The sequence below is a fragment of the Pseudomonas sp. genome, from assembly GCF_026224925.1.
Taxonomy (GTDB): Bacteria; Pseudomonadota; Gammaproteobacteria; order Pseudomonadales; family Pseudomonadaceae; genus Aquipseudomonas.
Genome location: NZ_JAMFRV010000153.1, coordinates 1 through 12,389, shown reverse-complemented (window position 1 = coordinate 12,389; position 12,389 = coordinate 1). Strand labels below are relative to the sequence as shown.

At 55.7% G+C, this 12,389-nt stretch carries 12 protein-coding genes and 1 pseudogene; 9 read left to right on the top strand and 4 right to left on the bottom strand.

All coding sequences use genetic code 11. The features are described from left to right. Nucleotides 1-501: pseudogene (locus M0974_RS06535) on the bottom strand (S9 family peptidase); the annotation flags it as partial. A 164-nt stretch (nt 502-665) separates the two neighbouring features. On the opposite strand from M0974_RS06535, the gene M0974_RS06530 reads away from it, so the two are divergent. The 4 genes from M0974_RS06530 to M0974_RS06515 all read left to right on the top strand — a co-directional run bounded on the left by M0974_RS06530 (nt 666) and on the right by M0974_RS06515 (nt 3,441). Then, complete coding sequence (locus M0974_RS06530) at nt 666-1,151, top strand: MFS transporter (protein ID WP_297834257.1); 486 nt, start codon at nt 666-668, stop codon at nt 1,149-1,151. Nucleotides 1,152-1,228: 77 nt separating this feature from the next. After that, a complete protein-coding gene (locus M0974_RS06525) occupies nt 1,229-2,002 on the top strand; it encodes a class II glutamine amidotransferase (protein WP_297834255.1) in 774 nt (257 codons plus the stop codon). Between the two features lie 13 nt (nt 2,003-2,015). Next, entirely contained in the window at nt 2,016-2,540 is a 525-nt protein-coding gene (locus tag M0974_RS06520) for a DUF2937 family protein (protein ID WP_297834252.1), read from the top strand. A gap of 160 nt (nt 2,541-2,700) precedes the next feature. Next, nucleotides 2,701-3,441 carry a 5-oxoprolinase subunit PxpA gene (locus tag M0974_RS06515; protein ID WP_297834249.1) on the top strand — a complete coding sequence of 247 codons (741 nt, stop codon included), beginning with the start codon at nt 2,701-2,703 and terminating at the stop codon, nt 3,439-3,441. A gap of 159 nt (nt 3,442-3,600) precedes the next feature. Here M0974_RS06515 and M0974_RS06510 read toward each other — a convergent pair whose 3' ends face one another. The 3 genes from M0974_RS06510 to M0974_RS06500 all read right to left on the bottom strand — a co-directional run bounded on the left by M0974_RS06510 (nt 3,601) and on the right by M0974_RS06500 (nt 6,934). Beyond that, nucleotides 3,601-4,779 carry a VWA domain-containing protein gene (locus M0974_RS06510; RefSeq protein WP_297834245.1) on the bottom strand — a complete coding sequence of 393 codons (1,179 nt, stop codon included), beginning with the start codon at nt 4,777-4,779 and terminating at the stop codon, nt 3,601-3,603. A 61-nt stretch (nt 4,780-4,840) separates the two neighbouring features. Next, nucleotides 4,841-5,686, bottom strand: coding sequence for a MoxR family ATPase (locus tag M0974_RS06505; protein WP_297834242.1), 846 nt, complete (start codon nt 5,684-5,686; stop codon nt 4,841-4,843). Nucleotides 5,687-5,863: 177 nt separating this feature from the next. After that, complete coding sequence (locus tag M0974_RS06500) at nt 5,864-6,934, bottom strand: DUF748 domain-containing protein (RefSeq protein WP_297834240.1); 1,071 nt, start codon at nt 6,932-6,934, stop codon at nt 5,864-5,866. A gap of 123 nt (nt 6,935-7,057) precedes the next feature. On the opposite strand from M0974_RS06500, the gene cysK reads away from it, so the two are divergent. From cysK to aceK, 5 genes are all read left to right on the top strand, one after another. Further along, entirely contained in the window at nt 7,058-8,032 is a 975-nt protein-coding gene (cysK, locus tag M0974_RS06495; RefSeq protein WP_297834237.1) for a cysteine synthase A, read from the top strand. Between the two features lie 192 nt (nt 8,033-8,224). Then, nucleotides 8,225-9,163 carry an aspartyl/asparaginyl beta-hydroxylase domain-containing protein gene (locus M0974_RS06490; protein ID WP_297834235.1) on the top strand — a complete coding sequence of 313 codons (939 nt, stop codon included), beginning with the start codon at nt 8,225-8,227 and terminating at the stop codon, nt 9,161-9,163. A gap of 100 nt (nt 9,164-9,263) precedes the next feature. After that, on the top strand, nt 9,264-9,431 hold the full coding sequence (locus tag M0974_RS06485; RefSeq protein WP_297834230.1) for a hypothetical protein: 168 nt from the start codon (nt 9,264-9,266) through the stop codon (nt 9,429-9,431). 113 nt (nt 9,432-9,544) lie between these two features. Beyond that, nucleotides 9,545-10,411, top strand: coding sequence for a DMT family transporter (locus M0974_RS06480; protein WP_297834227.1), 867 nt, complete (start codon nt 9,545-9,547; stop codon nt 10,409-10,411). Nucleotides 10,412-10,487: 76 nt separating this feature from the next. Next, the gene (aceK, locus tag M0974_RS06475; RefSeq protein WP_297834223.1) at nt 10,488-12,212 is read left to right on the top strand and encodes a bifunctional isocitrate dehydrogenase kinase/phosphatase; all 1,725 of its coding nucleotides are present in this window, start codon (nt 10,488-10,490) and stop codon (nt 12,210-12,212) included. Nucleotides 12,213-12,389: the final 177 nt, after the last annotated feature.

The window sequence follows — 12,389 nt, the reverse complement described above, 5'->3', positions numbered from 1 at the left end:
GGTTACGGCGCCGGTGCTCAGCTCTTTGACGTACAGCTGATAAACCTCTTCACCACTGGTATCAAGGCTGTAGGCAAGCCTTTGATGATCTGGGCTAATGCTGAACGCGCCCAAAGAAAAAAAGCCGCCGGCGGCCAGTACGTTCGGGTCCAGGAGCAATTGCTGATTCAAATCGTCGATAGTCAGTGAGTCGTCCACCGGCCGTGGGCAGCGGTAATGCCGGGCGTATTCATCGCCTTCGGTGGTGCGGGTGTAATACAGAAACGGCCCCCACGGCGATGGCAGTGACAGGTCGGTCTCAAGAATCCGCGCCTTGATCTCCTGATACAGCGCTTCACGCAGGCTGTCCTGATCCGCCAGCTGTGCCTGTTGGTAATCGTTCTCGGCCTTGAGGTAGTCGAGCACCTCTTCGGTGTCGCGGTTTTGCAACCAGGCATACGGGTCGGAACCTGCGTCCTGGCGGGCAATCGGTGCAATAGAACGGTTGGCGGATGATGGCATGGTGGACTCTCTATAAGAACGATCGACCCAGAGGCAACGTTACGAAGGTCAGGGCTTGGTCGGTATTTACCCGTCGATGACAGTCGATTACTGACGTCAGGGAAGCCGGGCTAACGAAAAGCCGTTATCATAAGCGCCTCTTCGCCTGGCTTACTACGAACGTCATGAACCAGAACGACTACCTGATCGCTTGGGGCGTTTACGCTTTCGCTGCAATTGGCTGCCTGTGGGTAGCATTCAAGCTAACCGGCTGGATGTGGCGCTACCTGCGCGAGCCACTGCGGGTACTGGTTGCAGTGCTGTTGTTCAGCCCGACCATTATCGATCCCGTTAAAGAACAATTTGCTCCCGCTGTGGCAATCACCGCATTGGATCTGGCCTTCAAGGTTGGCACCAATGTGTGGCGCGCGGTGTCGGATCTGGCCATGTACGCGATGATCGCTGCTGGCTTGTACGTGATTTTTGCGTTGATCCGCTGGCCCATCGAAAAAAGTCGTAAGGCCAATCAGCCACCGACCGCTGCCGAACAAGCTGCCACCGAACCCGCCGATGACGAACCTTATGCACCCGTTGACGACAATCGTTACGGTCGCAAACCAGCACCACCGCCCAGCGCCAGCAGCCGTGCACGGGTTGAACCTCGCCTGTAGACATCGCTTCGTTGGCACCGCGCCTGGTCTACTCAGGCGCCCCCCGCAGTGCTGAACGTATTGAAGCGAGAGTGAGCATGTGTGAACTATTGGGCATGAGCGCCAACGTCCCGACCGATATTGTGTTCAGCTTCACCGGGCTGATGCAGCGCGGTGGGCGCACCGGGCCGCATCGAGACGGCTGGGGCATCGCCTTTTACGAAGGTCGTGGCTTGCGCCTGTTTCAAGACCCGGCGGCCAGCAGCGAATCGCAAGTTGCGCTATTGGTGCAGCGCTACCCGATCAAAAGCGAAGTGGTGATTGGCCACATTCGTCAGGCCAACGTCGGTAAAGTCTGCTTATCCAACACCCATCCTTTTGCCCGCGAACTGTGGGGCCGTAACTGGTGCTTCGCGCACAACGGCCAGTTGGCTGACTTTAATCCTCGTGCCACGTTTTACCGCCCTGTGGGCGATACCGACAGCGAAGCTGCGTTTTGCGATCTGCTGAATCGGGTCCGTGAAGTGTTTCCGGAGCCGGTGGAGATCGAACAGTTGCTGCCATCGCTGGTCGAAGCCTGTGCCGAGTATCGCAACAAAGGCGTGTTTAATTGCTTACTCAGTGACGGCGATTGGTTGTTCTGTTTCTGCTCCACCAAGCTGGCTCACATAACCCGTCGTGCGCCCTTCGGCCCGGCGCGGTTAAAAGACGTTGATGTGATTGTCGATTTTCAGGCTGAAACTACGGCCAATGACGTGGTCACAGTTATTGCTACCGAACCACTGACCGAGAACGAAACCTGGACGCGATACGAGCCAGGTGAATGGAATTTATGGCGTCGCGGCGAGTGCGTGGCCCACGGTAAAGCCTGAAGGGGAAGGACCTATGCTGCGAAGCTATCTACGATTGGTGCTGTTCACTGCGGGCTTGTTGATCGGTGTGCAGATCCCGGGCTTTATCAGCGATTACACCAAGCGCGTTGAAGCGCACCTGATCGAGGCGCAACAAGGCCTCAAAGGCTACACAGGCACTGCTCAGCAATTTTTCAATGGCGACCTGCAAGCGCTGGTCGCTCACTACCGCGCCAGCGAAGACCCGGTGTTTCGTAGCGATGCCGACAGCCTCAACCAATTGTTGATGCGCAATCAGGCCCTGGACCATGAATGGCAAGCGATGCAAGGCCCATGGTATGCACGTGCCTGGCATGTGGCGACGGCCGCCAACACCGATATTCGCCGGGAAACCCTCAACGGCTATACGTATCAAGTGCTGCTGGTTCCGGAAGTCATCGCTTGGGGCATCGTGTGCGCCTTGTTGCTGGCGCTGGTGGTGGAAAGCATCTTCCTGTTGATTGGCTGGGTGATCTTCGGCGGCCGCCGCAGGGCGCCAGTGCTGGAGCGGGATAGGTAGAGGTTGTTCCTACAGTGACGAGGACGCCTTCAGCATCCCCCCATCACTTTTTCTTATCCCGACTCCGTATTTTTATTAGTTGGACTCTTTGTCCGGTTAAGTTCGAAAATGTCCCCCAGATGCAGATCCCTGATACTTCAACACACACAGGAGATTTCCTTTGGGCCGCCTGTTATTGAATTGCGACATCGGCGAAAGCTATGGCGCCTGGACCATGGGTCTGGATGCCGAGGTCATGCCGTTTATCGACTGCGCCAACATCGCTTGCGGCTTCCACGCCGGTGATCCCAGCGTCATGCGTAAAACCGTGAGTCTGGCGTTGGCCCATGACGTGATGATCGGCGCGCACCCGGCTTACCCTGATCTGGTGGGTTTCGGGCGACGTTCGATGGCGTGCAGCGCTGCCGAACTCGAAGACCTGCTGCATTATCAGATCGGTGCGTTGGACGGCATTTGCCGAGCCCAAGGCGCACGCGTGCGTTACGTCAAACCCCATGGCGCGATGTACAACGACATGATGGCCAAGCCCGAGCAACTGCGTACGGTGATCCAGGCCATGGCCCGCTACGACGCGCAATTGCCGCTGATGTTGCTGTCCACCCGTGATAACAGCGCTGCGCAAGCGCTGGGCGGCGAATTTGGTGTGCAATTGTGGTTCGAAACCTTCGCCGATCGCGCTTACGACAGCGCAGGTCATCTGGTGTCACGGCAGCTACCGGGCGCGGTCCATCATGATCCGGAAACGATTATTGCCCAGGCACTGACCCTGGCCCGCGGCGAAACGCTGGTGGCTTCGGATGGTAGCGACTTGCTGTTGACCACTGACACTTTGTGCGTGCATGGCGACAACGCCAGCTCAGTGGCTGCAGTGCAGCGTATTCGACAGGCGTTGGGTGAGTAGCCAGCGTCATGAACCTGCGGATTGATCTTGGGTAAACCCTTAGCTCAGGGAGACAGACTGAGCTATTTCGATGGCCCAACCGCAACCTTCGGCAGCTGCTACAGGATTTATGGGCGACATCCAGATTCTGAAGCAATGTGTCAGGTACGACGCCTTTCCTCACTTAGCCAAAAACCGCATCCCTTCTTCCAGCCCACGCAAGGTCAGTGGATACATCTGGTCGTCGATCAAGTCGCGGACGATGTTGGTTGAGGTGGTGTAGGCCCAGGTGTCTTTCGGGTAAGGGTTAATCCAGATGAGTTTTTTGTATTTTGCCTTGAAACGCTGCATCCAGGCGTAACCGGGCTCTTCATTCCAATGCTCGACGCTGCCACCTGCTTGGGTGATTTCGTAGGGGGCCATAGAGGCGTCACCAATGAAGATCACCTTGTAGTCTGCACCGTACTTGTTCAGCAAATCCTGAGTCGCGGTACGTTCGGAGCCGCGGCGCGTGTTGTTCTTCCACACTGATTCATAAATGAAGTTGTGGAAGTAGAAGTACTCCAAGTGTTTGAACTCGGTTTTGCACGCGGAGAAGAGTTCTTCACAGGTTTTAACGTGAGTGTCCATCGAGCCGCCAATGTCGAACAGCAGCAGCAACTTGATGGTGTTGCGGCGTTCCGGGCGCATCTGGATGTTCAACAAGCCGGCATCGCGTGCGGTGTGGTCGATGGTGCCGTCGATGTCCAGCTCTTCAGCCGCACCTTGGCGGGCAAACTTGCGTAGACGGCGCAAGGCGATTTTGATGTTTCGCGTACCCAATTCCACAGAATCGTCGAGGTTTTTATACTCGCGCTGATCCCAGACTTTAACCGCTTTGCCTTGGCGTTTACCGGCTTCGCCCACCCGAATACCTTCCGGGTTGTACCCGCCTGAGCCGAAAGGGCTGGTGCCACCGGTGCCGATCCATTTGTTACCACCGGCATGCCGTTCTTTTTGCTCTTCCAGGCGCTTCTTGAATTCCTCGATCAATTTATCCAGGCCACCCAGGGTCTGAATCTGCGCGCGTTCTTCCTCGCTCAACGAGCGTTCAAACTCTTTACGCAGCCAATCTTCGGGGATCAGCGCTTGCAGATGATCATCGAGCTTTTCCAGGCCATTAAAGTAGGCACCGAACGCCCGGTCGAACTTGTCGAAATGGCGTTCGTCCTTGACCAGGATCGTCCGGGCGAGAAAGTAGAACTCGTCCATGTCCGCGAAGGTAACCCGCTGTTTCAGGGCGTTGATCAGGTCGAGCAGCTCACGCACCGATACCGGCACCTTGGCTGCACGCATTTCATTGAACAGGTTGAGCAGCATGGCTGTCGCCCTTGATGTCGTGTGTCTGGACGCTGAGCGGTTCGAGCAGCGTGTTTCAAAATCAGCGGTTGCCGCGCCGGCTCATGAAGGCCAAGCGTTCCAGCAACTGCACGTCTTGCTCGTTCTTGACCAGCGCGCCAGCCAATGGCGGAATAGCTTTGGTTGGATCACGTTCACGCAGCACCGCTTCGCCAATGTTGTCGGCCATCAACAGTTTCAGCCAATCGACCAGCTCCGAGGTTGACGGCTTCTTCTTCAGGCCAGGGACTTTGCGCACGTCGAAGAATACGTCAAGGGCTTCGCTGACCAATTCTTTTTTGATGTTTGGGTAATGCACGTCGACGATCTTCTGCAGCGTGACGCGATCCGGGAAGGCGATGTAATGGAAGAAGCAGCGGCGCAGGAAGGCGTCCGGCAGCTCCTTCTCGTTGTTCGATGTAATGATGATAATGGGGCGGATCTTGGCTTTGATCGTCTCGTCTATTTCGTAAACGTAGAACTCCATTTTGTCGAGTTCTTGCAACAGATCGTTAGGGAACTCGATGTCGGCCTTGTCGATTTCATCGATCAGCAAGATAACCCGCTCTTGCGCTTCGAACGCCTCCCACAACTTGCCCTTCTTCAAGTAATTGCGCACGTCATGGACTTTATCCACACCCAATTGCGAGTCGCGTAGACGGCTGACCGCATCGTACTCATACAGACCTTGGTGGGCTTTGGTGGTGGATTTAATGTGCCAGGTGATAAGCCGGGCACCAAACGACTCTGCCAGTTGCTCTGCCAGCATGGTTTTACCGGTGCCGGGCTCGCCCTTGACCAGCAACGGCCGCTCCAGGGTGATGGCAGCATTGACTGCGAGCTTCAGGTCGTCGGTGGCGACGTAGGCGCTGGTGCCTTCAAACTTCATCTGGAAATCCTCGAACGGGTCGCCGTAAAGGGCGTAATAAGGGGCAACTCAATGTGCGGACTATAACGCGCAGGCCGGGCGACTGTGAACGCAGACGCTGCATTCAGTCTCTGAATGGCGCGTCACACTTTGACTGGACCTTTATCTAGCCCCTGCACACAAGCACAGGCCCCTTCATCAAGGTGTTTTACCGTTGTCATAACGGGTATTGAACGCTTGAACGAAACCGTTGTGCAGAATTTGCAAAAACGCCTGAAACGCGCTGATGTCCTCTTTATGCACACTGCCACTGAGGTCGACGCGGGTCGCAAACTGGTTTTTGTTCTGGTTCTTCAACACCGCCTGGCCAGCGCCGACCACGGCTTCCCAAACTGAACGGAAGAAGCTTTTGTTCGGGTTTTCCACGTCCTGCTGCCAATTGAATATTTCGACGTTGCGCAACAGCGGCTTTATATACCCCGTCAGTTGGCCCTTGACCGCTTTGGCCTGAATCACTAGATCACCGGTACCTGCGTTGAAGTCGAACTTGCCATAGGCGGAGGCAAAATCGTTAAGGCTCTTGAGTTCGATGCCGGTAGAGCGCAAGCGGAAGTCGAAATCTTCGAAGTTACTGAACGGGTCGAAGGTGGCGGCAGTGTCCAGCGGCGCCTTGCCCATTAGCAGGGCTTTGCCTGCAAAGTGCGCTTCACGTTGGCCTTTGGCGTCGGCAACGTTGGTGAGGTTGTAAAGGCTGGCATTGACTTTATCTGCCTCGATTTTCACTTTGGGGGTAGAGGTGAAGTTGTTGAAGGTGATGCGGCCGTTGCTCACCCGGACTTCGTTGAGGGTGACTGGCAACAGCTTGTTCAGCTGATCACGCCAGTCGGTGCCTTGACCGGTTTGCGACGCTTCTTTGTTCTCGCCGCCGTCGACGAAGTTAAGTTCCGGGCTGATAAAGCGCACGCGTGCGACCACCGCGTGGTCGTACCACAGTGAGTGCCAGCTCACCGCCAAGTCGATGACCGGAATTTTGACGAACGGAACAGGCACCTTGCCGCTGACTTTGACGATGTCCAATCCATTGATTTTATAAGCGCCGCGCCACAAGGCCAGATCGACATCGGTAATCTGGCCACGGTAGTCGCCCATATCGGCAAGTTTTTCATTGAGGTAGTTACGCACCAGATAGGGCAGGGCGATCTGTACTGCAATCAGCAACACGACGATAACCGCGACAGTCCACAACGCAACGCTATAGCGACGCTTCATATGAAAGTCTCCGTTTCCTTAAAGCTGTTGACTGCCCGGTTGCGTATCCGTTCGCTGCACTGGACGCACACAAGCGGGCGGCATAGGCTTTGTCCATCCGAGAACGTGTACAAGGACACCGTCATGAGCCGTATTTACGCAGATAACGCCCATTCCATTGGTAACACGCCGTTGGTACAGATCAACCGCATCGCGCCACGCGGGGTCACTATCCTGGCCAAGATCGAGGGGCGTAACCCTGGCTACTCGGTTAAATGCCGCATTGGCGCCAGCATGATCTGGGATGCTGAAAGCAGCGGTAAACTTAAGCCGGGCATGACCATTGTTGAGCCAACATCGGGTAATACCGGCATCGGCTTGGCATTTGTCGCCGCTGCCCGTGGTTACAAGCTGGTGCTAACCATGCCTGCGTCCATGAGCATCGAGCGGCGCAAAGTGCTCAAGGCGCTGGGGGCCGAGTTGGTGTTGACCGAACCGGCCAAAGGCATGAAGGGCGCCATCGCAAAAGCCGAAGAACTGCTCGCCAGCGATCCGGCTCAGTATTTCATGCCGGGGCAATTCGATAATCCGGCGAACCCGGCGATCCATGAAAAGACCACCGGCCCGGAAATCTGGAACGACACCGATGGCACGATTGATGTGTTGGTGGCAGGCGTTGGCACTGGCGGCACGATTACTGGTATTTCGCGCTACATCAAGAACACCGCAGGCAAGCCGATTTTGTCTGTAGCGGTTGAGCCCGCTGTGTCGCCGATCATTACTCAAGCACTGGCCGGGCAAGAAATTACCCCGAGTCCGCACAAGATCCAAGGTATTGGTGCGGGCTTTATCCCGAAGAATCTTGATCTTTCCATAGTCGATCGGGTCGAACTGGTGACTGACGACGAAGCCAAGTCAATGGCGTTGCGCTTGATGCGCGAAGAAGGGATTTTGTGCGGTATCTCCTGCGGCGCGGCCATGGCGGCGGCGGTGCGGATGGCCGAGACCCCGGAAATGCAGGGTAAAACCATCGTCGTGATTCTGCCGGATTCGGGTGAGCGCTACCTGTCGAGCATGCTGTTCAGCGACTTGTTTACCGATCAGGAAAACCAGCAGTAAGCTTTAGTTGTTCACTGGCTGCTTTTTACCTGGCTCCTGAAGGCTTATCATGGCCGGCTTCGAATCCGCTTGAGTGCGCATTTCGCGAAGACGAAATGTGGAGGACGGTCGCTAATGGCGGCCGTCCCAGGATCATTAATCAGAACAGTGCCGTGTAGTGCAATTTGATTGCCTATTTTTCAGGAGTGTTTCATGACCTTTTCTCTTGCTGCCAAGGTAGCAATTTTGATGCTCTTCCTGGGGAGCACGCTGTACGTCCATTTGCGCGGTAAAGCGCGGTTGCCGCTGCTCCGCCAGTTCGTCAACCACTCGGCGCTGTTCGCCCCGTATAACGCGTTGATGTACCTGTTCTCGGGCGTGCCATCCAAGCCCTACCTGGACCGCAGCAAGTTTCCTGAATTGGACCTGCTGAAGGACAACTGGGAAGTCATTCGTGACGAAGCCATGCATTTGTTCGACGAAGGCTATATTCGCGCGGCCGCCAAGGACAACGACGCCGGGTTCGGTTCGTTTTTCAAGAAAGGCTGGAAGCGTTTTTACCTTAAGTGGTACGACAAAGCCTTGCCGTCTGCCGAGTTGCTTTGCCCTAAAACGGTTGAACTGGTTAACCGCCTGCCCAACGTAAAAGGCGCCATGTTCGCCTTATTGCCGGGTGACAGCCATCTGAACCCGCACCGTGACCCGTTTGCCGGTTCGTTGCGTTATCACTTGGGCTTGTCTACGCCGAACTCCGATGATTGCCGCATCTACGTTGACGGTCAGGTGTATGCCTGGCGTGATGGGCAAGACGTGATGTTCGATGAAACCTACGTGCATTGGGTTAAGAATCAAACGCCGCAAACCCGGGTTATCCTGTTCTGTGACATTGAGCGGCCGTTGCGTTCGAAAGTGATGACGCGGATCAACCGTTCGATCAGCGCGTTTCTCGGTAGCGCTACCGCTCCGCAGAACCTGGACGATGAGCGGGTTGGTGGGATCAATCAGGCTTATGCCTACAGCAAGCGTTTCAGCAACAGTTTTAGCGGCAAGGTCAAACAGTTCAAACGCCGTTATCCCAAGGGCTACCGGATCATGCGTCCAGTGCTGGCGGTGATCGTACTGACCTTGCTGGGTTATTGGTTATTTGGCTGAAAACTTGATTGCACAATGCACCGGACGCTGGCTATAGTCAGCGTCGGTGCTTTTCATCCTAAACCCGGCACCCAACCTCATTCCTATGAAGACGTGCGCCATGCCTGCTTCCCACATTGAATTTATGTTCGCCGCCGCAGCGTTTGCTGCTGCCGAACCTCGTGGGTGTCAGCAGTTGGTCTTCCGTAGTCATTACCCGCCACCTTCACCTGTGACCAGCCCGGTCGTGTGCGCTATCGCACCGCCAGGCGTTGTCTTGCTGGGTTGATCGGTTTACTTCACCGATCCTTGCGCCCGCAAACCATTCAAATACTCGCTGATTTCGGTCTAACCGAGTCGTGACGTCGCGCATTTAGCGCGCTTGAATCACAGGTGGCACTTATGTTGTTTTCACGCGAAACCTTGGCCTCAATGGCCACGACAACCCTATTCGTCCTGCTCTGGAGCAGTGGCGCGATTTTCTCTAAGTGGGGATTGGCGCACGCCGCGCCGTTTGCGTTTCTGCTGGTGCGTTTTTCCCTTGCGTTGGTGGCGTTGGCGATACTGATTCCGCTGTTGGGTTTCAAGCTGCCCAGCACCCGTAAATCCCTGCTGTATGCCGCCGCAACCGGCGCCGTGTTGTTAGGCGCGTATCAGATTTTCTACCTGCTGGCGCTGGACCTTAAAGTCACGCCGGGTGTGATGGCGACCATCATGGGTGTGCAGCCGATCCTGACGGCGGTGCTGATGGAGCGCAGCCGCTCCTGGACTCGCCTGTTTGGCCTCAGTCTTGGGCTGACTGGACTGATTTTGGTGGTTTACCAAGGCATCGGTCTAGGCGGGATGTCACTGGCCGGGATGGTGTTTGGCCTGTTGGCGTTGGCGAGCATGACCTTTGGTTCGATCATGCAGAAACGCATCACCGACAACCCACTCGGAACCCTGCCGGTGCAATACCTCGCCGGGCTGCTGCTATGTTCAGTGTTTGTGCCGTTCCAGCCGTTTCATGCTGAAATGAGCACCGGGTTTATCGTGCCCGTGTTGTGGATGGGGTTGGTGGTTTCAGTATTGGCGACCTTCCTGCTGTATCGGCTGATCGCCCGCGGCAATCTGGTTAATGTCACCAGCTTGTTTTACCTGGTGCCCGCAGTGACGGCAGTCATGGACTACCTGTTCTTTGGTAATCGACTGGCGCTTCTGAGCTTGTTCGGCATGCTGCTAATCATCATTGGGTTGGTGTTTGTGTTCCGTAAGCCGCGCGTTGGCTAAGCCTCACCACTATTCACCTCCCATTCCCCGATCCACTGACTAAGCTCAGACCTCTGAACCCCACAGAGGTCTGCTCATGCTCTCGCCACAACCCGCCGCCGACATTGCGCAGATGATCCTTGATGGCTTTGACGATTACCGCGAGCACTTCCGACAAATCACCAACGGCGCCCGCGCACGTTTTGAGCAAGCGCAGTGGCAGGATGCGCAACGAGATTCGGCAGCGCGGATCGCGCTTTATGACGAGAAAGTCCGCGAAACCGGCGTTCGTCTTCAAGCGGCCTTTAATGCAGAAAGCCTGTTAGACGCGATGCATTGGACACAGGTTAAACGCGCATACATCGACTTGATTGATTTGCGATTCGATGACGAGTTGGCGGAAACCTGGTTCAACTCACTATTTTTCAGGCTATTCAGTCATGACCTGATCAGCGACGGCTGCATGTTCGTCCACACCACTCGTCCGTCATTACATCGACACGGCAAACCTGCACAAACCCGCAGTTATTGGCCGCAAGGCGATCTGCCGAACATGCTCTCACAGGTGTTTGCCGACGTTCTGTTTGCTGTGCCGTTTGCTGATCTGCAGGGTGATTTGCAGCGCTTGGAAACACAACTGCGGGTTAACTTGCCCGATTGGGTGTGCAAAGACCCGGCGCTGTGCGTCGAGCTGTTTGCCTCGGTCTTGTACCGCAACAAAGGCGCGTACCTGGTAGGGCGAATCTTTACTCTCGACGAACAGTGGCCGTTGGTGATTGCGCTGTTGCACCCCGAAGGGCAGGGCATTCAGATCGACGCGCTGATCACTGATGAAGCGGATGTGTCGATTATTTTCTCCTTCACCCGTTCGTACTTCATGGTCGATGTGCCGGTGCCCGCTGAGTTTGTTGGCTTCCTGCAGCGGATCTTGCCAGGCAAAAATATCGCTGAGTTGTACACCTCAATTGGGTTTTACAAACACGGAAAGTCCGAGTTTTATCGGGCCTTGATCACCCATCTGGCCAACACCGACGACTCATTCGTCATGGCCCCTGGCGTGCGCGGCATGGTCATGAGCGTGTTCACGCTGCCGGGCTTCAATACGGTGTTCAAGATCATCAAGGACCGTTTCTCACCGTCGAAAAACGTCGACCGCGCGACCGTGATCGAAAAGTATCGGCTGGTAAAAAGTGTCGATCGGGTAGGGCGCATGGCCGATACCCAAGAGTTTGCCGACTTCCGTTTTCCGTTGAGCAAATTTGACCCGGACTGCCTCAGCGAATTGCTGGAAGTCGCGGCGAGGACAGTAGAAGTGGAAGGCGACACCGTGCTGATTCGTCACTGCTGGACCGAACGGCGGATGATTCCGTTGAACCTCTACCTGGAAAACGCCAACGATGCTCAGGTGCATGAGGCGCTGGAGGACTATGGGTTGGCAATTAAGCAACTGGCGGCGGCGAACATTTTTCCCGGCGATATGCTGCTGAAGAACTTCGGCGTGACCCGCCACGGGAGGGTGGTGTTTTACGACTATGATGAGATCTGTTTTTTAACAGACGCCAACTTCCGCCGCATCCCGGAACCGCGCACCCCCGAGGACGAAATGTCATCCGAACCGTGGTACTCCATCGGACCGCTGGACGTATTCCCGGAAGAGTTTCCGCCGTTTCTGTTCGCTGATATGGCCCAGCGTCGGTTGTTCGCCACATTACATGGCGAGCTGTACGACGCCGACTATTGGAAAAGCCTGCAACAGGCGATTCGTGAAGGGAAGGTCATCGACGTATTTCCCTATCGGCGCAAAGGGCGGACGACACCCTAAACCTCTGCAACAAATCTCTGTGGATTTTAGCTCAGCACAAAGACTTCAGCAGCCGTGCGATCCGGTGGGAGATTCTATGGTGGTGATCAAGCCATAATCGCGCTTTTAGTGTGATATTCGCTCTGATTTTTCATCAGGGAGAATGCCACTCGAGCGAGTTTTCGGGCGAGCATGACC